Origin of the sequence: Actinobaculum suis (genome assembly GCF_900618115.1) — a bacterium.
Lineage (GTDB): Bacteria > Actinomycetota > Actinomycetes > Actinomycetales > Actinomycetaceae > Actinobaculum > Actinobaculum suis.
On the sequence record NZ_UYIO01000001.1, the window covers coordinates 1219075 to 1244369 of the forward strand.

At 56.8% G+C, this 25295-nt stretch carries 14 protein-coding genes; 11 read left to right on the forward strand and 3 right to left on the reverse strand.

Features of this window, described 5'->3' with window-relative positions:
• Positions 1–143: 143 nt before the first annotated feature.
• Together H8274_RS05055 and H8274_RS05060 are read left to right on the forward strand one after the other, a co-directional pair.
• The gene (locus H8274_RS05055) at positions 144–902 is read left to right on the forward strand and encodes a glycerophosphodiester phosphodiesterase family protein (protein WP_185933999.1); all 759 of its coding nucleotides are present in this window, start codon (positions 144–146) and stop codon (positions 900–902) included.
• Positions 903–1103: 201 nt separating this feature from the next.
• Positions 1104–1943, forward strand: a complete 840-nt coding sequence (locus H8274_RS05060) for a TrmH family RNA methyltransferase (RefSeq protein ID WP_185934000.1) — start codon at positions 1104–1106, stop codon at positions 1941–1943.
• Between the two features lie 350 nt (positions 1944–2293).
• Here the strand turns inward: H8274_RS05060 and uxaC are convergent, their stop codons facing one another.
• Entirely contained in the window at positions 2294–3721 is a 1428-nt protein-coding gene (gene uxaC / locus H8274_RS05065; RefSeq protein WP_185934001.1) for a glucuronate isomerase, read from the reverse strand.
• A gap of 453 nt (positions 3722–4174) precedes the next feature.
• Between uxaC and H8274_RS05070 the strand changes: the two genes are divergently transcribed.
• From H8274_RS05070 to H8274_RS05100, 7 genes are all read left to right on the forward strand, one after another.
• Positions 4175–5914 (forward strand): MFS transporter, encoded by a 1740-nt coding sequence (locus tag H8274_RS05070; RefSeq protein ID WP_185934002.1) that lies wholly within the window; start codon positions 4175–4177, stop codon positions 5912–5914.
• 274 nt (positions 5915–6188) lie between these two features.
• Positions 6189–6548 (forward strand): hypothetical protein, encoded by a 360-nt coding sequence (locus H8274_RS05075; protein ID WP_185934003.1) that lies wholly within the window; start codon positions 6189–6191, stop codon positions 6546–6548.
• Between the two features lie 197 nt (positions 6549–6745).
• On the forward strand, positions 6746–7930 hold the full coding sequence (gene pheS / locus H8274_RS05080; protein ID WP_185934004.1) for a phenylalanine--tRNA ligase subunit alpha: 1185 nt from the start codon (positions 6746–6748) through the stop codon (positions 7928–7930).
• Complete coding sequence (gene pheT / locus H8274_RS05085; RefSeq protein WP_185934005.1) at positions 7930–10542, forward strand: phenylalanine--tRNA ligase subunit beta; 2613 nt, start codon at positions 7930–7932, stop codon at positions 10540–10542. Before pheS ends, pheT begins: the two co-directional genes overlap by 1 nt.
• Positions 10542–11432: an SDR family NAD(P)-dependent oxidoreductase gene (locus H8274_RS05090; RefSeq protein ID WP_185934006.1), complete on the forward strand. Its 891-nt coding sequence runs from the start codon at positions 10542–10544 to the stop codon at positions 11430–11432. Before pheT ends, H8274_RS05090 begins: the two co-directional genes overlap by 1 nt.
• A 174-nt stretch (positions 11433–11606) precedes the next feature.
• Positions 11607–16148 carry a histidine-type phosphatase gene (locus H8274_RS05095; RefSeq protein ID WP_185934007.1) on the forward strand — a complete coding sequence of 1514 codons (4542 nt, stop codon included), beginning with the start codon at positions 11607–11609 and terminating at the stop codon, positions 16146–16148.
• Positions 16149–16754: 606 nt separating this feature from the next.
• Positions 16755–18203, forward strand: coding sequence for an amino acid permease (locus tag H8274_RS05100; RefSeq protein WP_456151695.1), 1449 nt, complete (start codon positions 16755–16757; stop codon positions 18201–18203).
• 333 nt (positions 18204–18536) lie between these two features.
• Here the strand turns inward: H8274_RS05100 and H8274_RS05105 are convergent, their stop codons facing one another.
• Positions 18537–20531: a DEAD/DEAH box helicase gene (locus H8274_RS05105; protein ID WP_185934008.1), complete on the reverse strand. Its 1995-nt coding sequence runs from the start codon at positions 20529–20531 to the stop codon at positions 18537–18539.
• Positions 20532–20672: 141 nt separating this feature from the next.
• Positions 20673–22163 carry an MFS transporter gene (locus H8274_RS05110; protein WP_049619188.1) on the reverse strand — a complete coding sequence of 497 codons (1491 nt, stop codon included), beginning with the start codon at positions 22161–22163 and terminating at the stop codon, positions 20673–20675.
• 280 nt (positions 22164–22443) lie between these two features.
• On the opposite strand from H8274_RS05110, the gene aspS reads away from it, so the two are divergent.
• Complete coding sequence (gene aspS, locus H8274_RS05115; RefSeq protein WP_074662207.1) at positions 22444–24273, forward strand: aspartate--tRNA ligase; 1830 nt, start codon at positions 22444–22446, stop codon at positions 24271–24273.
• A 453-nt stretch (positions 24274–24726) separates the two neighbouring features.
• Positions 24727–25242, forward strand: a complete 516-nt coding sequence (locus H8274_RS05120; protein ID WP_185934009.1) for a hypothetical protein — start codon at positions 24727–24729, stop codon at positions 25240–25242.
• Positions 25243–25295 lie beyond the last annotated feature (53 nt).

Sequence of the window (25295 nt, forward strand, 5' to 3'; positions counted from 1 at the left end):
AAGGATTCTTCCCAATGGGAAAAGGCGCAAACAAGTCTGGTGGTTTGGGGAGGATACGCCGCGGTATTCCTCATCTTCCTCACCTGGTTGCTCTTCATAAAAAACGGCTGAGTGCGCCAATGGTGCGAGGTACGCTTACTTCTATGCCGGTAAGATTTTTTGCCCATCGGGGGCTAAGCGCGCAAGCACCCGAAAACACCATGGCTTCTTTCCGCGCGGCCCGCGCTGCGGGTTACGAGTGGATCGAAACTGATATCTCCATCACTGCCGATGGAGAGCTAGTTCTATTTCATGATGACACTTTGGATCGCACCACCAATGGGAGCGGCCCGCTAGCTACACGTACGCTCGCCGAACTCACCCAGCTAGACGCCGGCTCCTGGTTCGCTCCGGAATTTACGGGCGAACCAATTCCGCGCCTGCGGGACCTGCTTGATTTTGCCCAAGAGGCCGGTATGGGGCTCAACCTAGAGCTGAAAGTAAACCCGCGTGGGCTTAGTGGTAATGCAAACACCGTGGCAGCAGCAAAGGTCCTCGCGGAGATTGCCCCGTATGATTCCAGCCATTTGCTAATTTCTTCCTTCGACCATGACCTTTTGCGGTATGTGCATAGGCTAGCCCCGCATCTCCAGCTTGGTGCCCTCGTGGAAGGGCCGTGGTGGCAGAGTAATTGGCGTGAGCTTTTGGAGAGTTTGGGCGGGGCCGCCTTACATCCGAGCAATACCGGATTGGATGGGGCGGCAATTGCCCACGTACGGGAAGAAGGGTTCGAGGTGAATGTGTGGACGGTGAATGACCAGCGCCGCATGCAAGAACTCATTTTTTGGGGTGCTTCTGGCATCTTCTCTGATACTGCCTTGGTTCCGTACTATCCGCACCAGCCCATCGCACTTGAACGCTAGTAGCGGGGCTACTTGAGTGTTAGTGGCTGGGTGCTGGGGGTGCGCGCGGCCGGCATATGCGGGTGCAAGTGGCTGGGATGTGCAGGTGGCCAATAACCGGCACCGCGGGTGTAGGTAATTGGGAAGAACGGGTGCAAATAACTGGCACGTGCGGGTGCAAGTAGCCGAAACATGTGGGAACATGTGGGAGTGGAAAAACCCATGACGAAGGCGCAGTTTGAGCGCGCCCAAAAACTTGCCCAGCCGAATTACCGGCGCCGCTACCAACGCACTTTGGTGGAAGGTCCACAGGCGGTACGCGAATTGCTGACCTGGCAAAGTACGCTGGTTCGTGACGTATACGTAGAAGAGACTTTCCCTGAACGCCACGCCGATATCGCCGCCCTGCTCAAAAGTAGCGCCGTGTACTGGCATCGCATTACCGAAGCTCAGCTACAAAAAATCTCCCGCAGCGCCCAAGGTATTGCTGCCGTTATCGATATTCCGCCGCGCGCTAGCTTGGAGGAACTATGCGGCCAGGCGCGGCTGATCGTAATGACGCTCGCCGTGCAAGATCCGGGCAATATCGGCACAATTATTCGCACCGCCGATTTCTTCGGTGCCGACGCCGTTATCCTCGGCAAAGGTGCGGCCGATCCGTGGAATCCCAAAACGATCCGTTCCACCGCGGGTTCTATTTTCCATGTGCCAGTGCTGGCCGATGCTGATATTGCGGAAGCCAGTGCGGCCTGCAAACAGGCCGGTATGCAAGTTTTGGCCGCGGATGGGCATGGAGATTGGGACCTAACTACGTTGCTTGACAATGCGCACGAATCTCGTTTCTTGGGGACTGCACGGCCGCAGCTTGATTTAGCGGCGCCCGTGGCCTGGATCTTCGGCAATGAAGCGCATGGTTTGGCAGGAACTAAACCCTGCTGGGATACCACGGTGTCAATTCCGGTATGTGGGAAAGCAGAATCCCTCAATGTTGCGGTTTCGGCCGCCGTCGTACTTTCGGCTACCGCGCGCCTACAACAAGCAGATCCGCAACCTTCACGATAAATCCGCGCCGCACGAAGGCTTCCGCAAAGGCTGGCGCGGCGATGCCCACGCAGGGTAAAAGCACACTGCTCGCAAATGAAACGCCCCGGAAACTGTGGCGGAAAAGCATCCGTTACGTCGTTTCCGGGGCGTTCTTATGAGACTTTCGCGCGGCTTGGGCCTTAGCCGTGAGCCGAAGCCCGCGCTGTGCCCAAGCCGGTACAGCTACTGCAGCCGGTACGTTGCCGAAGCTGGTACGTTACCGAAGCCGGCGCGCGGCCTTACCGGTGCTTACCGGTGCTTACCGTGCACGGCTTACCGCGTGCGCTTAGCCGCTGAGCTTGGCGCGCTAGCCGCTGAGCTTGGCGCGCTTAGCCGTTGAGCTTGAAGGCGCGGGTCGGGATCGTGGAGACGAGATCAGCCGCCACTTGCAGCGCTTCGTCCATGGCCAGGCGGTGTTCGGCCACCAGGCGAGCTAGATAGCCAGCATCCACGCGGCGCGCCACATCGTGACGGGCCGGGATGGAAGCGAAAGCGCGGGTATCGTCAATCATGCCCGTGGTCTTGTAGAACGTACCGTAGGGCGTTACCTGCTCGCGGTAGCGAGTGATCGCATCGGCGTCGTCAATGAACCACCACGGCGCGCCCACGTACACGGAACGGTAGTAACCGGCCAGCGGTGCCAGTTCGCGCTGGTAGACATCCTGATCAATGGTGAAGGCAATTAGCTGGAAGTTCGGGTGGTTCCCGAGCTCCGTCAGCAGGGGCTGCAGGTTGCGCGTGAATTCCACCTTCATCGGGATATCGCCACCCACATCGGCACCGAGTTGGGCGAAAGCCTGCTCATCGTGGTTGCGGAACACGGCGGGGTGAATCGTCATTACCAGTCCGTCTTCGGCAGCCAAATGCGCCTGGTCATTAATCATGTGGCGGCGGAGCCGATCGCCGTCTTCCGCCGAAATCTTGCCGGCCAAAGCCTGCTGGTAGAGAGTTTCCGCTTCGTGATCGGAAAGGCGGGCCGTGCCCGGATCCTTATGCGAGTGATCAGAAGAAACCGCGCCGTGCTCCTTGAAGAACAGGCGGCGCTTGCGCATGGCCTCCAAATGCCCGGCGTAGGTAGAAACGTCTTGATCAGCAGTTTCACCCAACTTATCCGTCAAGGCCTTAAAGGTAGGCCGGGCCGGTTCCAGATAAGCATCCGGCCGGAAGGTCGGGGTCACGCGTCCATCCCAGGTGGGATCATTGGCGAGCTTTTCATGGTAACGCAGGTCATCACAAGGATCATCGGTGGTGGCCAACATCGCCAGGTTGAAACGCTTGTACAGGGAGCGGGGGAGGAACTCTTCGGTCTTTAGAGCCTCATTGATCTGGTCATAAATCTGATCGGCAGTTTCCTCCGAGGGGCGTACCCGAATGCCAAACACGTCGTAGAACTCGGATTCAAACCAGAACTGTACTGCAGTGCCCCGGAACACCCACCAGTTCTTGCAGAAAAGACGCCACGCGGCACGGGACTTCTCCGGCGTCATTGGCGAACCTACCGGAACTCCCAGATCGGCCAGGTCTACACCGCCTACCGAGTGGAGAATCCGGTTCGTGTAGTGGTCAGGGGTGAGCAACATGCTGGTGGGATCAGCAAAAGGTTCATTATCGGCCAACCATTGCGGCGGCACATGGCCGTGCGGAGAAATAATCGGATACTTTTGCTCTTCGTTATAGAGCTCGCGTGCAATTTCACGCACCTTCGGATCCGCCGGGAAAAGACGGTCGGGATGCAATTCAAGAGGCTGCGCAGTCATAGGAATCTATCCTCCTCATAGGTCCAACGCCCGGTCGGCAGTGATCGGGACTGAACTAAGAATACCGCGTAGCGCAGGCCGCCAATCGGGATAGGGAAACGAGGATTTCCGCATGTGAAATTTCCCATGGGTAGAGCTTACTTTTGTTGTGCACTGGTATTCCCGGTGCGCGGGAGTATCGTAAGGAAGTGTGGGTTTGGCTTCACATAGCTAAATTGTTGCATCCGTAACACGGGAGTTAAGGGAAGCGAAAACAACACCTAAAGGGCGCGAGCGGGCAAAGTTTACGCACCGCAATGGACTTTGTGCCCAAAGTTCTGCCGATAGTGCCGAAATAAACTACCTGTCTGAGAAATTTGGTGACGGACTGAGCAGGTAAAGGACTGAGCAAGGCCTCGCTGCACTGGTGCACTAATGCCCGCCCGGCGCGTCACATACGAGAAAGATAATGTCATGGCAAACGAAGACGTATCGTTACTGGAGGAGAAAAAACGCCTCCAGCGCGAATATGACAAATATAAGAATTTGCGGGTTTACACCAAGAAACCCGTAACGATGTTCCGTTCCGTTGGCTTTGGAACTGTGGACTTCATGGGCGGCGGCTGGAATACGATTATTTCCGGCCTGCTCCTGTTCTTCTTCTCCAATTATGGGGGTTTGACGGCGACCCAGGGCGGCACGATTCTGCTCGTTGCTCGCATTGTGGATGCAATCGCGGCCGTCTTTATTGGCACTATTACCGATAACTTCTATCGGACCCGGCTAGGTAAGCGGTTCGGACGCCGGCATTTCTTCTTGCTGATATCCGCCCCGCTGCTCGCGATCACCTTCCCCTTCCTGTGGATGACGCAGAAGGGATTCTGGTACTACCTGGTCATCTATCTGGTGATCGAAATCCTGATCGCGCTCATCCTCATTCCTTGGGAAACTTTGCCCACCGAAATGACGGATGACTACACCGAGCGCACCAAGCTTTCCTCCACGCGCATGTTCCTTTCGGCCACCGGTACCTTTGCGGCCTTCTTCATTCCGGCCATAGTGAAGCAAACCGGAAACCCGAACGCTTACCTGATTACCGGTATCGTCCTCGGCATTCTCTATTTCCTGGGCGTTATATTTACCTACTTCACCACCTGGGAGAAGCCGCTCGATCCAGAAACGATTATCAAAATGGAATCCCAGCCGAAGTTTGGTTTCGTGGGTTCGATCAAACACACCTGGTTCGAGTTCATCTCGGTATTCAAGCTTTCTTCGTACGTCAAGCACCTCGGCGTCTATCTCTTCTCCTATACCGGTAAGGATGTTTACGCTTCGGCGCTAACCTTCTTCACGGTGTACGTGATCTTCCAGACGGAAGCGCAGGGCTTGTGGCTGCAAGCAGTTTCCATCGTTGGTTTGCCGGTAACGGTCATTGCCGGTTTCTTGATGGTACGGAAAGGGCCGCGGTTCTTGTGGTCGATGTCCTTCTCCTTCATCTTGGTGTCGTTGCTCGGCGTAGGGCTCGTGTACTTGCTCAAGCCGTCCAACCCCTTCGCGTGGATGTTGCTAACCGCGGTTGTGTATCAGGCCGGGCGCGCGCTCCTCGAGTTCACCCCGTGGAACGTGTATCCGTTTATGCCCGACGTCGATTACGTGATGACTCGCGAACACCGGGCCGGTATTTACGCTTCCGTCATGACCTTCTTCCGTAAGCTCACTGGCGCGCTGGGCACCTGGATCGTCGGTTTTATCATGGACCACACCGGGTACATAAAACCGCTGGAAGCTAAGGACGCGGCGGCCGCCGGTTTCGGCCAGAAGTTCGCGGGCACTGCCGATAAGTACACGAATGTGGATTGGGAAGGCTACGCCCAACAGCTAGGCCATACCCCGCTCACTCACGTAAATGGCTTCGAGCCGTGCGCGATGACGGCGGATAAGTGCGAGGTAGTGCAGTCCGCGCCGGCTATGCACGGTATCGCTTTCGTGACGATTATCTTGCCGGCAATCCTGATTATCTGCGCCTGGATCATTTCCCGGTTCGTCTACCTCAACAAGGAAACGCACGATATTCTCATGGCCGAAACCAAGCGGCTGGAAGAGGGCGGCTCCAAGGAAGACGTCACTCCGGAAACGAAGAAGGTGCTGGAAGATCTCACCGGGCATCGTTACGAAACTCTGTGGCCGGAAGTACCGCTCTACGCACGCTCCTAGCAAGCTAGCCGTCTATGCATTTTTGCCTGGCTGGGATATGGCGGGCCGAGATATGCGCCGCCGAGCTTGCGGCAAAGTGCATACGGCCAAAAAAAGAATTGCAGGATAGGCAAGTAAACCCCGGCGCGGCAGTTTTTGCTAGCCGTGCCGGGGCTCGCGCAGGTGTATAGCCGTGCCGGGGCTCGCACAGTTGTATAGCCGTTCCGGGCACGCGCAGGCGTATAGCCGCCGCGGGAGGCGGGCAGGGCCGGAGAGAGAAAGAACAGGGGAAAATATGGATCGCAGCTTTCTTTACTTTGCGATTGCCTTCGGCATTATTTTGGTGCTGTGGGCTTTCTACCTGTGGCGCGATTTCTATTCATCAAAATCGAAGCGCCGGGGTTTGAGCTTAGAAGATAAAGCCGCGGCGCTGGTAATGGGGGAAAACGAGGGCGCGCAAGCCGGGATTTTGGAGATCCGCAAACGTCATCCGGAACTCACCGTCAATGATTGTAAAGTGCTCTACTACCGCCTCCTGGAAGAAGAAGCCCGCGCCAAGTATCGCGTCAAAAATGCCAAGCCCGGAACCGGGGTTTCAGGCCGTTCTAATGCGGAGTTGCAAAAAGAAAAACAGGCGCGCGAGCACTTGGAATAGTACTTACGAGCCGCGTCGCGCGCTCTTACGTGCAGTACCGCTGCGTGTGCTTACACGCAACGGCTGGCGTGCTCACGAGCCGCGCCGCGCGGGCTTTGCTGACGCCTATTGCGAAAGGTGGCTCACATGAACCGGCCGCGCACTAGCTAGGCGAATTGACTAGAATCTTTGTGGTTAAGCGACGAAGGAAGGCACGTATGTCGGAAACACTTAGCCCGCTCGATGAAGCTGGAGTGGCCGCAGCGGTAGCAGCGGCTCAGGCTGCATTCGCGGCGGCGCGCACCCCAGAAGAATTGAAAGCGGCGCGGTTAGCACATAGCGGCGATGCGGCCCCGATTACCAAAGCTAATCAGCAAATCCGCAATCTTGATAAGGCTGATAAGCCGGTGGCAGGTAAGCTCGTGGGGCAGGCGCGAAAAACTATCCAGGAGGCCCTCGCACAGGCCGATGCCCGGGTAGAAGCAGCTGCCGAAGCTGCGCAATTAGCGGAAGAAAGCGTGGACGTCACTTTACCCACGCGGCGCGGCCCGGTAGGGGCACGCCATCCGCTCACCGTCCTGGAAGAAGATATTTGCGATTTCTTCGTCTCCATGGGCTGGCAGATCGCTGAGGGCCCGGAAGTAGAACACGAGTGGTTCAACTTCGATTCCTTAAACTTCGGTCCCGACCATCCGGCCCGCCAAATGCAAGATTCCTTCTATGTGGACGGCGTGGTAAATAGCCAGCTGGCCGGCGTCGGCTCGGCAAACGAAACGGCGGCAGGTACCAGCACGGAACCGGCGCGCGCCGAAGCTCCAGCTAGCGCTGCGACTGATACACCAGCCAGCGCCCCGGCAGCGGTAGCGCAACCGGGGCTAATGTTGCGCACCCACACTTCGCCCGTGCAGTCGCACTCTTTGCTCCGTTACGGGGCTCCGCTTTATATTGCCTGCCCGGGGAAGGTGTTCCGCACGGATGCGTTGGACGCCACTCACACCCCGGTGTTCCACCAGATTGAGGGGCTTGCTGTTGATCGCGGGCTCACCATGGCGGATTTAAAGGGCACGCTGGATCATTTCGCCCGGTCGATGTTCGGGCCGGAAGCGCACACCCGGTTGCGGCCCAGCTTCTTCCCCTTCACCGAACCGAGCGCGGAAATGGACCTGTGGTTCCCGCAGAAGAAGGACGGGCCGGGATGGATCGAATGGGGTGGTTGCGGAATGGTAAACCCGGAAGTGCTCCGCAATAACGGCATCGATCCGGATGAATTTACCGGGTTCGCGTTCGGCATGGGTATTGAGCGCACGCTCATGCTGCGCCATTCGATTGCGGATATGCGCGATATGGTCGAAGGCGATGTGCGCTTCTCGCTACAGTTCGGAACCACCGGGAGGGGAAACTAATGCCGCTTATCCCAATTGATTGGCTCGGCCAACACGTAGAACTTCCAGCGGACCTAACCGCCGCACAATTGGCGCGCGACCTCGTAAAAGTAGGTTTGGAAGAAGAAGAGATCCACCCCGGGCCGGTACAGGGCCCGGTAGTGGTGGGCAAAGTTTTGAGCCGGGAAGCCAAAAAACAGTCCAACGGCAAGGTAATCAACTATTGCCGCGTGGATGTTGGCGCCCATAATGACGCCCCGGGAGAAGGAAAAGAACCGGCCGATGTGGCTTCCCGCGGGATTATTTGCGGAGCCCATAATTTTGAGGTGGGGGACTACGTGGTAGTTTCTTTGCCCGGTGCCGTGCTTCCCGGAGATTTCCAAATCAGTGCCCGGAAAACCTACGGGCATATTTCGGATGGCATGATCTGTTCCTTCCAGGAACTGGGTTTGGAAGGCGATAGCTCCGGCATTATTGTGCTGGCCGGCCCTTCGGAAACCGAAAAGATTGCCCAGCTCCCAGCCGTGGGGGAGGACGTGCTCGGCTACCTCGGGATCCCCGGGGAGACCCTGGAAATAAACGTTACGCCTGATCGCGGCTACTGTTTCTCGATGCGCGGGGTGGCACGCGAATACCACCATTCCACGGGCGCAGCATTCCGCGATCCGGGGTTGCCAGCTAACCTGCCCGCACCTTTGCCGCCCGTTGATAATGCAAAAGCCTTCCCGGTGGAGCAAGACGACCAGGCACCGATCCACGGTGTGAAGGGATGCGAACGGTACGTGGCGCGGATTGTGCGCGGGGTAGACCCGGCCGCACCTTCCCCGAAGTGGATGCGGGACCGGCTTACCGAAGCTGGTATGCGGCCGATTTCTTTGGCGGTAGATGCCACGAATTACGTAATGCTTGATCTTGGCCAGCCCATGCACGCTTATGACCTCGATAAACTCACCGCGCCGATCGTAGTGCGGCGAGCTACACCGGGTGAAAAGCTCGTCACTTTGGATGAAGTGACCCGCACTCTCGATCCGGAAGATCTGCTGATTACCGATTCGGAAGGTGGCCGCGGCGCCCGCGCAATTGGACTAGCTGGCGTAATGGGCGGGGAAAGCACCGAAATTTCGGATTCCACGCGCAATATTTTGCTGGAGGCCGGAGTATTCGAACCGGTCACGATTTCGCGGACTGCGCGCCGCCATCGCCTCCATTCGGAAGCTTCCAAGCGGTTCGAACGCGGGATCGACGCCGCGGTGGCCGCCGTAGCCATGCAAAAAGTAGTGGACATACTGGTCGAATACGGTGGGGGAACTGCCGATCCGGTGGTCGGCGATTATGGTTCCGTACAGCCCATGGCCGCTTACCGGTTCCCGGTGGCGGAAGTGGCGCGCCTGCTCGGTTTGGAAATCCCGGTTTCTCGGGTGCGTGAGCTCCTCGAAGATATTGGGTGCGCGGTGGTAGATATTTCCGACGACGCCGCAGCCGCGGGCGATCCATCCCGCGCCGTCCTCGAAGTAACCCCGCCAACGTGGCGCCATGATCTCACCGGCCCGGCACATTTCGTGGAAGAAGTAGCCCGGCTCGTAGGCTATGACGAAATTCCAAGCCGGGTGCCGCAAGCCCCGGCCGGAAGCGGGCTAACTGCCCGGCAGCGCCAACGCCGCGATATTTCCCGGACCTTGGCGGAAGCCGGCTGGGTACAAGTATTGAGCTACCCCTTCGTAGGCGAAGCGACTTTTGATAAGGAAGGCTTGCCAGCTACGGATTCGCGCCGTACGGCTTTGCGGTTGCAAAATCCTTTGCAAGAAGAAAAGCCGCTACTACGCACTTCCATCCTTGATTCCTTACTGGATACCGCCGCGTTGAATGTGCGGCGTGGCAACCCGGTAGTGGCAATCTTTGAAACCGGGCATGTAGTACACCCCGCAGGAATTACCCCGGCCCCGATTCCGCAGGCAGGTAAGCGGCCCAGCGAATCCGAAATAGCGGCCCTACATGCGGCAATTCCTTCCCAGCCGCATCACGTGGCCGGGATTGCGTGCGGGCAAGTGACCGAAAACCAAGCTGGGTTCACAGCGGTGACCTGGGATTGGCGAGATGCGATTGATGCCGCCCGGCGAGTGATCGGCCTGAGCGGGGAAGCGGAAGTGCGGGCCGCCGAGCGCGCCCCCTGGCATCCGGGCCGCTGCGCGCAACTCTTGGTTGCCGGCAAACCGGTGGGCTATGCCGGGGAACTAGCTCCGGCAGTATGCCGTGCTTTCGATTTGCCGAAACGTTCGGTTGCCTTTGAAATCGATACCGATGCGGTATTCGAAAACGCCGGTACGGAAACTCGGGAAATCCTTCCGGTACTTACCTATCCGGCGGCGAAGGAAGACCTCGCCTTTATTGTGGATAATGAAGTACGGGCGGCGGATGTGGAAGCTTGCATCCGCCAGGCGGCCGGTGCTCTCCTGGAAGACCTGCGGCTTTTCGATGTATATACCGGCGACCAAATCCCGGAGGGGAAGAAATCGCTGGCATACGCGTTGCGTTTCCGGGCAGACCACACTTTGAAAGCCGATGAAGTGGCAGCCCTACGGAAGAAGGTAGTGAAGGCTATGGCCAAGAAGTTCAAAGCGGAGTTGCGTGCCTAATGGCTCATGATCAAGATTATGTGCGTGAAAGTACCGGCCATCACCGTCTTTCCGCTAACACGCTGAAGAACAATTCAGCTTCGAAACCGGAAAACAAGGCTAGGGTGCTCGGCCCGGTCCAAACGGTACTTATTACCGGAGCTTCCCGGGGAATTGGGCGTTCCCTCGCCGTGGGCCTAGCTCAGCCTGGGCGAACCTTGATCCTAGTGGCTTCGAAGGTGTCTCGTTTGAACGGCACCGCGGGCGAATGCGAAGTCAAGGGGAGCGATGTTATTACCATCGGCTGTGATTTCGCGAAAGAAAAATCGGTCCGGGAAATGCTTTCTATCCTCCGCTCCACACACGAGATCGACATGATCATTAACTGTGCGGGTGTTTTCGGGGAAGAAAAAGTGCCGTGGGAGGCCAGCCCGGAAGATTTTGACCGCACCATGCAAGTCAACCTCTCCGTTCCCTTCCGAATTCAGCACGCGCTCGTACCGGCCATGTTGGAACGCGGTGGCGGGAGGATCCTGGATCTTTCCAGCGGGGCCGCAGTGGTTGATAACCCGCACGCCCCGGCCTACTACGTTTCCAAAACGGCTTTGTTCCGTTTGGCGGGGGCCTTACACGAAGCTGGATATGAGCGTGGCTTGCGGGTGCTATCTTTGGCACCCGGAGTGGTACAGACCGATATGACGGCCGGGATCAAAGCCCATGCGGACCGCTCGGACTGGACGCCGGTGGAGCTTTCTGTGGAAATCACGCGGGCCTTTGCGGATGGCAAACTTGATGCCCTTTCTGGCAAACAGGTACGTGCTGGTACCGATAGCCTGGAAGACCTCTTGCGCCGCGCTGCGGCGGGTAGCCCAGCAGAAAGCAAACGACTCCGCCTCACCGGGTGGGAATAGAAGGCTACCAAAAAGCATAATCTAAAGAATCGGCCGCAGAGCAATCTGCGGCCGATTCTTTACCCAATCGCAACCCACATTTGCGCTGGTGTTTACGCATCTTTTTTAGCCTGAACACGCCATGATGCCCTGAGTGTTCCGTAACCGGACCAGGGAAAATGAGAAGGAGTGTTCATGCGCATAGCTAAGAAAATATGTGCTGCTCTGGCTGCTGCCACCATCGCTGTACCAGTGGGTGCAACGGCAGCCTTTGCCGCACCGGAACAGAGTGGGGAAACCACGGCTGGTGGTGCAGATAATACTGCCAGCACGTGGGAGGGCGAATATTCTGCCACCACCAATCCGCCCTTTATGGGATCCAATACGCCCTACCATCAGGACGGAACTAACGCGGAGCTGGAAGCAGCACCGGAAGGTTTCGCCCCGAGTTACACCGTGGCCTTCGCTCGCCACGGCTCGCGTACGTCGTCGGGCGATTACCACATGAACAATATTGTGCTGATGCTCAATGAGGCAGAAGAAGCCGGGAAACTGACTCCCGCTGGCGCTGAGCTACGCACCTTTATAACCGAGACGATGCAACCGGCATCGGCCAAGATTGGTGCCGGAAACCTGACCACCCTCGGCAAGCAAGAATTCACTGACTGGACGAATCGCGCCGTCGAACGCAATGCAGAACTATTCTCCCAAGCACCGGCTGGTGCACAAATCGCGGTCGAAACTTCCGGGCATCGCCGGGCAATTGCCACCGCAGACGCGGCCATCGAAGCCCTACAAGCTTCTCCATATGCCGCACTCGCACCGAACACCGCCACGGTGAATGATAAAGTCTTGCGCTACCAGAACAACGGAGCTGGCGATGCCTGGTATGACGAACGGGAAACCTACCTGGATTCCGATCCGAATTACCTGGAAGTAAAGAATCTTCCCAATGAGGGATATCCCGAACTGGAAAAGGCGGCGCGTGATGTGCTGCGTCCCTACATTGGAGATTGGGCTGATACCACCGGCACCGACTCGCCGGACGCCCCGGAACGCAATTACTTGGCTGGATACTGCGGCGGGATTGCGCGCGATATTTTTGAAACTCGCTCGATCAACGAAGCTCTCAAGCTCGATGGATCTTCGGCTTATCCGGATGTAGATTTGGCGGGGATGCGCGAAATCCAGCGGTGCACGGCCATCGACGAATGGTACAAGCGAGGCCAAGGTTTTTCTGATCAAGAAGTGACCTATAACCATGGCCGGCCCGCACTGGCCAAAATGTTCGAATCCGTCGATACCGGCGGTCAGGACACGGTGGCAACGTTCATGTTCTCTCACAACGAGATCTTGACGCCTCTCAATGCACTCTTGGCAATTCCGGAAATTGGTGCCGATGAGCAGGCCATACCTGGCGGTCCGCTCTTCAACTATGCCGATTACAGCTGGAATCAGGCCGAATCTGATCCTATGGGCGGCAATATTGAATGGAATGTTTTCGAAAATAATGACGGTGTGAAGCTTGTGCGCATGCAGCACAACGAACGCCCGGTTAGCTTCGGTCACGATTGCCAGCCAATCAATCCAGGCTCTTCCTTCTACCTCTACAACGAGGTGAAGGCTTGCCTGCCTGACGTAGGCCAAGATAAGGCCGCGGCGGCCACCCAAGCACAAGCCGATCGGGAAGCTCTGCTAGCCGCGGGAGTAATCGCTGCTGCCGGCCAAGAAACCGGCGGGGAAGCCGGCGTCGTTGCAGAAAACACCGGCGCGGAAAGCCAGCAAGCGGGCGAAGCCAGCACCGGAAACGGCACCTCGCGTTTCGCGATGGCGATCTTGCCGGATACTCAATTCTATTCGCGGTATACGGCCGAAACTTCGGACGGTGACGTTTACACCCCGCTCTACAATTCGCGCCCATACGAAACCCAAACCCAGTGGATCGCGGATAATGCCGCTGAATATGGCATCGAATTCACGATGCACCTGGGCGATATCGTGGACCGGGTAAATAAGCCCGGCGAATGGGAAGTCGCTTCGCACGCGATGGCAATTTTGGAGGACGCTCGCCAGCCTTATTCAATTTTGGCAGGCAACCATGATGTGGGGCGCACCGCCGAAGAAGAAGGCCTGGCAAGCGAATATTCGACCTATACGCACTGGTTCTCACCGGAACGCGCGGCATACAACTCTACCTTTGTGGAACGTGATCCGCAGACCGGCGCCCACGAAGCACATCTGGTAGACGTTGCGGGCACACAGTTCCTGGTTCTGAACTTCTCTTGGGAAGCCGATGATACGGCCATTGCCTGGGGCCAGAAGGTGCTAGATGAACACCCGGGCGTGCCCACGATTCTCAATTCGCACCAGCTCATCAATGTGGGTTCGGATGGTAACACGGCTATTCCCACGGCTTTCGGCGAAAAACTGTGGGAGAAACTGATTCGTAAGAATGACCAAATCTTCCTTACTTTCAACGGGCATCACCATGGTGCTACGAAGTGGGAGCGTACTAACGACGCCGGACATCCCGTCTACCAAGTGCTAATGGACTACCAGATGGCCTATATGGGCGGGAATGGTTACATGGGGCTCGTGGAATTCGACCTGGATGCCGGGAAGATTACGCAAACCTCCTTCTCGCCTTGGGTGATGCAAAAGCCGCAGGAGACTTTGAGCGGTGAAGATATTGCGAAGCTAACCGGGGAAAATCAGACCTTCACGATCGATTTTAATTTCCGGGAACGCTTCCCCGAGCTGAAGATTGGCACGGAACCTACGGTTACGCCTTCGGGTACCGAAAAGCTCAACACGTGGCTGGCAACCTATGAAGAACCGGAGCAAACCTCTTTGGTAGCACCGCAGAATGCCGAGGATTTCCCGCACGTAGCAACAACCTCCGCGCATTGGCGCCCGGAAATGGTAGACGGCAAGCTCCAGTTCACCGATATTTCGGGTAACGGCAATGATATGGCCTATCACGATAACATTCTGGGTGGGACGGCCGAGTTGCAGACCGGAGAGAAGGCTTCCCATGCCTATTCGGCAGCGGAAAACTCGGTGCTGTTCACGCCGGCAACGCGCGAGATTTTCGACTATTTCGAAACCGCGGCAAATGCGCCGATTAATAAAGAAGAGTTCCGCGATGGTTACACGGTAGAAGCCGTGTTCGCGCTTTCTCCTGGATCGGTGAACGAAACGCAGACGATTTTGAATCGGCACGTGGATGCACTGCAAGAAAATGATGGTTCGGCGCGGCTCTCTATTTCTAATCTGAATGAGGTGCAGTGGAAGTCGGCCGGTGCGGATGACGTTGAAGGATGGTCGAACTGGTCTGGAGAGATCTTCAAGGACAATAATTTCTACCACGTAGCTGCGGTAAATGACCCTGCGGATAATTCCGTCAAGGTGTACGTGAACGGCAACTTGATTCTGCGTAACCGCACCGGAGCAAATCACAACGGCATTTCAACCGGGTATCCGACCAAGGGCGAAGCTCCCTGGCGAATCGGTGGTGGCCAGAACCTTGATGGTACCGATCGGCACGGCTTCTGGGGCGCTGTCTCCGAGATCCGGGTAGTGGCCGAACCGCTTGACTCTTCCCAGTGGCTCACCGCGCGCGCCGAAACCGCGGCTGCGGAAACCACGGAAGAATCCGGTGCTACACAAGAAGAAGTAACGACGACGGAAACCGGCGTTGAAGGTACTGAGGCCGGTGCTGAAGACGCAGGCCAGACTGGTGCTGAGGGTACCGAGACCGGAACAGAGACCGGTGCTGAAGATGCCGGCACGCAAACTGACCAAGAAGCAGGCACGACGCAGGAAGAGGGCGAAAAGTCTAAGGACGAAGAAACCTCTACCGGCGAAAAGTCCGACGAAAGCAAGTCTGATGAAAAGAAGGACGGCGAAAAGTCGGGCGCTGATAAGCAGACCGACGCCGGCCAGGCCGGTGCTGAAGGTACCGAGACCGGTGCTGAAGAAGCCGGCCAGGCCGGTGCTGAAGATGCCGACAAACCTGCCGTTGAAAAGCCGGTTGGTGTGTGGGCGGTTGAAAATGATGCCCGCGGTATTTTCTACGTGAACGCGTGGGGTCAGGGTAAGGCTGATCGTACGGTTAACTATGGCAACCCGAACGATGAAATCATCTTCGGTGACTGGGATGGTGACGGTATCGATACGCCTATGGTGCGCCGGGGCAACCTCTTCCTAGGCACGAATGGGTTTAGTGGTGTTGCGCAGTTCGAGTTTGCCTACGGTAACGCTGGTGATGAGGTCCTGGTAGGGGACTGGAATGGTGATGGTAAGGACACTGTTGCCGTGGTTCGCGGTAACCAGGTCTTTGTCCGTAATTCGCTAACTTCTGGTGTTGCTGACGCCGTTTACGGTTATGGCAATCCGGCCGATACCCTTATTGCGGGGGATTGGAACGGTGACGGCAAGGATACCTTGGCCGCTGTGCGTGGAAATATCTTCTACGTGCAAAGCAAGCTGGAAGATACCAAGGCTGCGTTCGAGTTTGCTTATGGTAATGCTGGTGACCGCGTGATTGTTGGTGACTGGAACGGTACGGGTAAGGACGGGGTTGGCGTGGTTCGTGGCAACCAGTTCTTCTTGAGGAACGAATTGGTTTCTGGCGTGGCTGACAGCGTCTTTGCTTATGGTAATGCGAAGGATGTTTCGGTGGTTGGTGATTGGGACGGGGACGGGATTGACACCCCGGCCGTAGACCGCCGCTAACACCGCGCCTAACGCCAAAGCGATAGCTAGTGCGGAAGCAAACTGTTAGCGCATAAGTGAATACAGAACCCGGGAGGTGCGAGGCCAGCCAGGCCCCGCACCTCCCGCTATCTTCGGACGAAGCACGGCCGCCAAGTCAGTTTATGGTACGGCCCGATCGCCAAGTCGGTTCTGGTACGGCTCAGACAGACCACGACGTCGATTCACGGTACGGCCCAGCCGCCAAGTTCACTGGTCGAGATTTCCCAGCGATGGGAACTAAAACTACAAGCTTTTCCAGCAATGGGAACTAAAACGCAAAACCGGCACAACACTGCTACGATCACAACTTGTTTAGTTGACGAATTGAGGGAGGCACGCGGGCGATAACCTGAGCCCGGTACCGGTTTTCTTTGTCCGCTCGCACCATAACCGTGCGCGGGCCCGGGAAAGGAAAAACTGAGGTGCCCATAACACACCCAGAAAACCCGCGGCCACCTAGGCGCAAAGAACCAATAGTCACACCTAGGCACCAACACACTAAAGGAGGAGATCACCATCGCTAGCTCAACAGAAGGTTCTGATGCAGTGCCCGCCGAGGGTACTTCCGGAAGCGATAATCTCGATATTGAGAAAATCGAGTCGAGTAAAGGACTCGTCCGCGGCCTGCACGCTCGGCATGTCAATATGATCGCCATTGGTGGGGCAATCGGTACGGGTCTTTTCGTAGCCTCGGGAGCTACGATTTCGCAGGCCGGCCCAGGCGGGGCCCTGCTCGCCTACACCTTGATCGGGATCATGGTTTTCTTCCTCATGCAGTCTTTGGGGGAGATGGCAACCTACCTGCCGGTTTCTGGTTCTTTCGAAGAATACGGCACGCGCTTCGTTTCGCCTTCCTTCGGTTTTGCCACGGGGTGGAACTATTGGTATAACTGGGCGATCACGGTGGCGGCAGAGCTGGTTGCTTCGGCCATTGTGATGCAGTACTGGTTCCCGAATGTTCCTCCCTGGGTGTGGTCACTAGCGTTCTTGGTGATCCTTTTTGCGCTAAATGCGCTTTCGGTGCGCGGTTTTGGGGAAGGAGAGTTTTGGTTCGCCGCTATAAAAGTGGTGACCGTGCTCGTATTCCTGGTGCTCGGGGTGCTCATGATCCTGGGGATTATGGGCGGCGAACCGGTTGGCTTCCAGAACTGGACTATCGGTGATGCACCCTTCGTGAATGGCGGTTTGGGCGTACTCTCCGTGTTTATGATCGCTGGTTTCTCCTTCCAGGGAACAGAAATGCTGGGAATTGCGGCGGGGGAGACGAAGGATCCGGAGACCAATATTCCGAAAGCCACCCGCACGGTGTTCTGGCGGATTCTTATCTTTTATGTGGGCGCGATTGCGGTTATTGGTTTCCTTATTCCGTACACGGACCCGCACCTGCTCAATCCCGAGGGCGATATCGCGCTTTCGCCGTTTACCCTCGTATTCGGACGGGCGGGGATTGCGGCGGCCGCTTCCGTAATGAACGCGGTGATCTTGACCTCCGTGTTGAGTGCCGGAAATTCCGGTTTGTACGTTAGTACCCGGATGTTGTATGCGCTGGCAAAAAGCGGAAAGGCGCCGCGCGTGTTTACGTATCTGACCCCGCGCGGTATTCCTTTGCCTGCTTTATTGGCGACGACGGCGGTAGCCGCCCTCGGTTTTGTGCTCTCTCTAATTGGTTCGGGCCAGGCCTATACCTGGCTTGTGAATGCTTCCGGTTTGGCCGGATTTATCACCTGGATTTGTATCGCCTGGTGTCATATCAAGTTCCGCCGGGCCTATGTAGCACAAGGTCATGACGTAAAGGATCTTCCTTTCAAAGCTACGTGGTATCCCTTCGGGTCGGTCCTGGCTTTGGTTATGTGTGCGGTGGTGTTGATTGGTCAGAATTGGGAAGCCCTGGTTGGGAATGCGGACTTCACTTCTTTGCTCACGAGCTATATTGGATTGCCGCTTTTCTTAGGCCTGTGGGCCGGCCATAAGCTACTCACCCGAGCCCCAGCGGTGAAAGCTACCGAAGCGGATCTGACCCGTCACGAAGAGTAAGACGAAGAGCAAAACAATAAACGCTGCAGGCACAGCACCGAAATAGGCTCCAGAAAGACGCCTGCGAGCACTAGCGAAAAATATAAAAAACGAAGCGGGTGGGTGAGGATTATTCCTCACCCACCCGCTTCGCGATTGCTAGCAACCAGCCAAGAACTCAGTTACTTTCGCGATTGTTAGCGCGCAGGTGACTGGTGCTAGCGTGCTTGCGCGCGAGTGACTGGTGCTAGTGCGCACGCAACTGGCTGCTTTATGCGCTTTGTAAATTTGCGCTTTGCAATTTTCGTTTTGCAATATTTCGCTTTGTAAAACTCACATCCGGGAGATTAGTAATTAATCGTCCCAGCCGCGGCGTTCGCGGTGGCCTTGGCGGCCGCGTTCTTGGCGGCCGCCGAAGCTGCCACCCCTGCCGCCGCGGTATCCGCCACGCCGTCCGCCCTCACGGCGTCCGCCTTCGCGCCGGCCGCGCCGCTCGCCACCGCCACGCGGGCCGGTATCTTCGCGGATACGCAACTGCCGGCCCGCAATGGTCGCGTCGGAAATCCGCCGGCGGGCTTCCGGGGAAAGCGGGACCCCAATTTCCACGAGAGAGAAGGTCGGGAAAATATCGATATTGCCCAAATCGGATCCAGCGATCCCACCTTCACCGGTGATCGCACCCACGATGGCTCCGGGCTTAACCCGATCCTTGTGGCCCACTTCCACACGGTAACGCGTAGCACCGGGCAAAGAGCGACCCGAGGAACGCGTCTGCCGCTTTTTCTTGTGGAAATCATCGCGCGTATCTTCTTGCAGATTATCGGGCGCGTCATCACCGGAGGGGCCCGGATCACGCACACCCAAAGCCAGCAAAGACAAAATGAGTTCTTCCCGGCTCATCTGCACCGCCGGTTTCTTTTCCGCAGTGGTAGCGGCGTCATCCTCGGCATCTGCGGTATCTGCCTTGGTGCTAGTTTCAGCATCGGCGTCGGCATCTACCGTTGCCACGTCTGGTATGGCCGCAGCTTCACTTTCTGCTTTCGCGGCAGCTGCAAGTTCGGCCTGGATACGGTCGAATTCCTCGAGCACATCGCGGTAAACGCCGAGCCGTCCGGCTTCGAAACGCTTCATCGCTTTTTCCACGAGCTTGTGGGCACGCTGGCGGGAAACTTCAGCTGCCGTAGGCAAACTGATTTCCTTCATCTTCGACTTCGTTTGCTTAGCAATCCGCCGCAAACGCGAAAGCTCCCGAGCGGTCACAAAAGTCAAAGAGCGCCCTTCACGGCCGGCACGCCCGGTACGGCCAATCCGGTGCACATACGTATCCGCTTCGCGCGGTACATCGAAATTAATCACCAGGCCAATACGTTCGACGTCGAGCCCGCGCGCCGCCACATCGGTAGCGACCAACACATCGAGTGTGCCCTCACGCAAACGGGAAACCAAACGCTCCCGATCCTTTTGCGCCACATCGCCCGAAAGCGCCGCAGTAGCAACCCCGCGCGTGCCCAGTTCGATGGCGAGGTCTTCCGCGGTGGCGCGGGTACGTACGAACACGATCGCCGCATCCGCCTCGGAAACGGCAAGCACCCGTGCGAGTGCACTCACCTTGTGACGCGAAGGGACCACAGCATATTCCTGGGTCACCGTGTCCACCGTGGAAGCCGGCGGGGTGACGGTAATTTCTAGCGGATCATGCAAATGCGTTTCGGCCACGCGGCGGATTGCGTTCGGCATCGTCGCGGAGAACAGGGCCGAAACGCGTTCTTTTGGCAAATCCGAAGCGATCTTTTCCACGTCTTCGGCAAAGCCCATGCGCAACATTTCGTCGGCTTCATCGAGCACGAAGTAGTGGACGTGGGATAGCTGGAGCGCCTCGCGTTCCATCAGGTCCATAATGCGCCCGGGGGTGCCCACCACTACCTGCACGCCTTCCTTCAAAGCGCGCAACTGCGGCGGGTACGGAGAGCCACCGTAAACCGCGAGAACGCGAATGCCCTTACGCTTCGCGGCAAAAGATTCAATCGCTTCCGCACCCTGCATCGCCAGTTCGCGAGTGGGAGCCAAAACCAGGGCTTGCACGCCTTCGGCCTGCGGATCAATCCGCGCAATAAGAGGAAGGCCAAAGGCAGCAGTCTTACCGGTACCGGTTTGAGCTACGCCCACCACATCGCGCCCGGAAAGAAGCGCCGGAATTGTTTCCGCCTGAATCGGGGAAGGAGTTTCGTAGCCTAGTTCGGAGACGGTAGCAAGAAGATCATCAGGAAGACCGAGGTTCGCAAAAGTAGGAGAGAGTTCGTCTCGATCATCCCGGTCTGCGGGCACGGCAGTTTCAGTATTGAAAGTCAAAGGGTATCCGTTCTGTATCGCGCAAATCGTGCGCTGCGAGGAGACCACTTCCGGCCTCACGGCGTTTTCCGCCCGAATAAGTATAAGCGCTAGCCGCGTTTTCCGGGGATTTAGCGGCAGGTTTCACGGTGGTGGTGGCTACTATTTGCGGCGCAGACGATCCCGGATTCGGGCAATCCGGCGTTCATGGCCGTGGCGGTCTAGCGGAGGAACCATCGGTCCTTCTTCTTCCGGATCAGAATCCGCGGTAGCCATACGCTCCGCGGCGCGCGATCCACGCTGCGGCGAAATCCGGGCCGCGGTAAGCACGCCCACCCCGCACAGCAACGTAATAATCGCAAACCCGGTAAACAGCGCAATATCTACGGGCGGGCTAAACAGGGCATAGGCGATCCCCAAAATGGCGGCGCCCACCGCTCCTCCCATCGTGTCTGCAATTTGCAAAGCCGAAGAAGCACGCCCCTGGTTTTCGAGGGAAGAAATCGCGAGCGCGTGGACGGTTAGGGCCGGGTAGGCCAGGCCGATACCTAGGCCGGTAACAAACCAGCCAGCGATAACTACCAGTCCGGAAACGGTTTCGAGGCAGCCGATAACTACGGCCCACAAGCCAATAAATCCGGTTAACGTGCCCCAGAAGGGGAGGCGGGAACGTAGGTGTGGATCGTGGAAGCGACCCGAAATCCAAGAACCGATAGCCCAAGTAATGGAGCCGACGGAGAGAATCAGCCCGGCTTCAATTGGCGTCCACCCGTGTACCTCCTGTAATTGCAGGGGCAGGAACATTTCGATGGAAACGAAACAGCCGTTTATGAACATGCGGGTAAGGACGGTGGCGGGTAGGCCGCGCCGGCCGATAAAAGTGCCGCCGGGTAGGAGTGCGGAAGCAAACAAGAAAGTTGCGATCGCGGAAATGGCGATGGTTATGCCAACCGTCCACGTGAAGTCGGCTTTTTCGGTGCCAGACATGACTTGCAAGGTGGCTATGGAAACGCCGGCCAGAATTGAGGGTACGGCGGTGCGGCCTAGCCGCAAGTTGCTGTTTTCGCGCTCAATATCGGGTACGGATTGCATTCCGCGAATGAAGATTGGCAGGGCCACAATTGTAATAACCGGGGCGATGCCAAAAACCCAGCGCCAGCTGAAGTGTTGCACGATGAAACCGGCTAGGGCGGGCCCAAATAGTGAGGGGAGTACCCAAGCCGCGGCGAAAGCAGTGAAGAATGCGGGTTGCCTATCGGGGGCAACGGTATTGCCCACCATGGTGTAGAGCGGGACGATAGTAAGCCCCGCGCCGAGCCCTTCTACGGCGCGCCCTATTACAAAAATGGGCATGGTGGGTGCGAAGGTGCAAATCAGGAGCCCGATGGTTACCAGGGCGACTCCGGTGTACAGGCACGAGTGCGGCCCTTTCGTATCGGACCAGGGGCCGGCTAGCGCGGTGGTCATGAGCTGGGTGGCTAGTACTACCCCCATGGCCAGGGCGTATAGGTTGTGCCCGGCTAGATCCGTGGTGATAGTGGGCATCGCCGTCGTAACCGCGAGGCTTTCGAAAGCGACAATTGTAATATACCCCACCGAAAGTGCCTTAAATAATCGTTCTGTTGCCCGATCTAAAACGATTTTCTCCGCCACGCGGTGCGCCTTTCCGAAAGTGGTATTTGAAATAGAAAAACGGTGGTACTGAGTGGTGCCACCCGCGTTCTACCTCCTGGTATCGTCTCTATCCTCGCAGGAATTAGCGGATTATGCGATGTGGGAGAGAGATTTGCGAAGTGTGTTTTACCACCGCGCCGCGTATCTGGGTGCACGCTTAGGGGAGAGCGGTAGAGTTGGGTTCGCGCCGCCCGTCTAGCGAGCGCAACGGGACCGCCCGTCTAGCGGCACCAAGATAAAATTGAAGAAAAGAGGAAGCGTGCTACGTACCCGCGATGCAGGATCCCTGCGGATTTCCGACACCGGTACTACCGTTACTTTGGCCGGTTGGGTTGACCGCCGGCGCGATCACGGTGGTATTACGTTTATTGATTTGCGCGATGCAAGTGGTATTGCGCAGGTGACTTTACGGGAAGAAGTTGCGCATGAATTGCGTAATGAATACTGCATTAAGGTCACCGGTATTGTGCGGGAACGGCCGGAAGGTAATGAGAATCCGGCTCTGGCCACCGGGCAGATCGAAGTGGAGTCGGAGGATTTGGAGATCCTCAATCCCGCGGCACCGCTCCCGATCCAGGTTTCAGATCACGCTGAAGAAGCGGGCAACGTTTCGGAAGACGTGCGGCTCAAATACCGCTACTTGGATTTGCGGCGTTCTTATGAACAAAAGGCTTTGCGTTTGCGTTCGCAGGTGAATAAGGCAGCGCGCGATGCTTTGGATGCATTGGGGTTCGTGGAGGTAGAAACGCCTACGCTTACCCGTTCGACGCCGGAAGGGGCACGCGACTTTTTGGTCCCGGCGCGGTTGAACCCGGGCACCTGGTATGCCTTGCCGCAATCCCCGCAGCTGTTTAAGCAGTTGCTGATGGTGGGCGGGATCGAACGCTATTATCAGATCGCCCGCTGCTACCGGGATGAGGATTTCCGGGCAGACCGGCAACCCGAGTTCACGCAGTTGGATCTGGAAATGTCTTTCGTGGACCAGGAAGACGTGATTGCGGTAGCGGAAAAGGTGCTGCAAGATATTTTCGCGCTGATCGATGTTGAGGTGAAGACGCCGATCCGGCGGATGACGTATCGTGACGCGATGGAAAAGTACGGTTCCGATAAGCCAGATCTGCGGTTTGGCGTGGAACTGATTGATATGACTTCGTACTTTGCCAACACTCCTTTCCGTGTTTTCCAAAACGAATATGTGGGCGCGGTGGTTATGCCCGGCGGTGCTTCCCAGCCCCGCCGCCAGTTCGACCGGTGGCAAACGTGGGCGAAGGCACGCGGTGCACACGGCCTGGCTTACGTAACCATCGCGGAAGACGGCACCCTGGGCGGGCCGGTAGCGAAGAACATCTCGGAAGCCGAACGTGCTGGTCTGGCTGAAAAGACCGGCGCGAAGCCCGGAGATTGTATTTTCTTTGCGGCCGGGGAAACTAATTTCTCGCGCGAACTTTTGGGTGCGGCACGTCTTGAGATCGGCAAGCGCTGCGATCTGATTGATGAAGACGAATGGGCATTCGTGTGGATAGTTGATGCTCCCATGTTCAAGCCGTCTGCAGCCGCAAAAGCGGAAGGCGATGTGGCGCTCGGCTCCGAGTGGACTGCCGTACACCATGCCTTTACCGCACCTAAGCCCGAATGTGCCGATACGTTCGATACCGATCCGGCAAATGCGCTTACCAATGCTTATGACATTGTGCTTAACGGCAATGAGATTGGGGGCGGTTCGATCCGTATCCACCAGCGTGACGTGCAGGAACGCGTGTTCAAGGTGATGGGGATTTCACCCGCCGAAGCACAGGAAAAGTTCGGCTTCTTGCTGGAGGCTTTCAAGTTCGGTGCTCCGCCCCACGGCGGGATTGCTTTCGGTTGGGATCGGGTGCTGGCACTTATGTTGAAGGCGCCTTCTATTCGGGATGTTATTGCCTTCCCGAAGATCGGAAACGGTTGGGATCCGCTCACCGATGCGCCGGCCGAAATTACTGCCCAGCAGCGTAAGGAAGCGGGTGTGGATGCAAAACCGAAGGAACGCCAGGCAGTTGACGCCAGTGGTGCTCCTATCCCAGCTGAAACTCCCGCAAAAGCCACGGAGTGATCTACCGACCTTCGCGGTGCGTAGAACCTAAAACATTGGCCCTCTGTTTCTCTATTTCCCGGTAGATACTCGACCAGGAAAACTCAAAGAAACAGAGGGCCAATATTGTTCGAGGCAGGACACTCGAGATGACCTCCAAATACTCTAAAATATTGCGCGCGCAACAATGTTTTTTTACACTTAGAGTTGTAGACCATGACGCAATGAAGCAATAAAGCAACCCTGATATTTAGTTAGTTTACACGTGTTTATGCGACCATTGTCAGTACCACAGGTACGAGGTATTGGCTCAGGGTAAAAGGTTGCATCGTTACATTAATGTTCATCAATTAGCGATAATCCTAAAATTTTCAATGCAGGCAATTCAACATATCGAACGCGGGTTCAGGGAATTTCTTTAGACGGAAAATCCATTTGGGCATTCTCGAAAGGGCAATCCTTTAGGAGGTAGGTGTGGGCCGGGGACCAACGGTTGTACAGAAACTGGTGTGTCTGGTTCTCTTGACTTCCTGGGCGGGGGTAGCGGCGGCTTGTGGGCAGACTCCGGAAGCCGCAAACGAGAAAAGAGTTACCCAGGCGGAATACTTTGCGGCCGCGCAGGAGGCTGCAAAGTGCGTGCGGGAAAACGGATTCGAGGCGACTGAACCTGAGTTCACTTCCCCTCCCTATTTGCAGATTTCTATCATTGGAAATGCCGATACGACCGAAAAAGAAGTCGAGGGGGTATATAAAAAATGCTGGGAAGGAATTGCCGGCGAAATTGAGGACCAATATATTAGGGGTCTGGCTTTAACGGGTGAGGAACGAGACGCGGACTATCGAGAATTTATTGCATGTCTCGAAGCAGCAGATGTTACCACTGTCAAGGTTGGAGACTCGGAAGAATCCGTGATTAAAAGTATTGCCGATAACAACGACGCGGCCTGGGTGTGTTACAACCAGCATCTGTATTCCCTCTGGCCAAGGTAAATATGTAAGCCTTTACCAGAACTCTAGACGGATATAAATCATCCTTCGATTAC

Excerpts from the sequence above, each read along its gene's own strand:
- H8274_RS05090 (WP_185934006.1), top strand. The coding sequence starts at position 10,542 with ATGGCTCATGATCAAGATTATGTGCGTGAAAGTACCGGCCATCACCGT.
- pheT (WP_185934005.1), top strand. The coding sequence starts at position 7,930 with ATGCCGCTTATCCCAATTGATTGGCTCGGCCAACACGTAGAACTTCCA.
- H8274_RS05075 (WP_185934003.1), top strand. The coding sequence starts at position 6,189 with ATGGATCGCAGCTTTCTTTACTTTGCGATTGCCTTCGGCATTATTTTG.
- H8274_RS05070 (WP_185934002.1), top strand. The coding sequence starts at position 4,175 with ATGGCAAACGAAGACGTATCGTTACTGGAGGAGAAAAAACGCCTCCAG.
- H8274_RS05060 (WP_185934000.1), top strand. The coding sequence starts at position 1,104 with ATGACGAAGGCGCAGTTTGAGCGCGCCCAAAAACTTGCCCAGCCGAAT.
- uxaC (WP_185934001.1), bottom strand. The coding sequence starts at position 3,721 with ATGACTGCGCAGCCTCTTGAATTGCATCCCGACCGTCTTTTCCCGGCG.
- H8274_RS05055 (WP_185933999.1), top strand. The coding sequence starts at position 144 with ATGCCGGTAAGATTTTTTGCCCATCGGGGGCTAAGCGCGCAAGCACCC.
- pheS (WP_185934004.1), top strand. The coding sequence starts at position 6,746 with ATGTCGGAAACACTTAGCCCGCTCGATGAAGCTGGAGTGGCCGCAGCG.
- H8274_RS05095 (WP_185934007.1), top strand. The coding sequence starts at position 11,607 with ATGCGCATAGCTAAGAAAATATGTGCTGCTCTGGCTGCTGCCACCATC.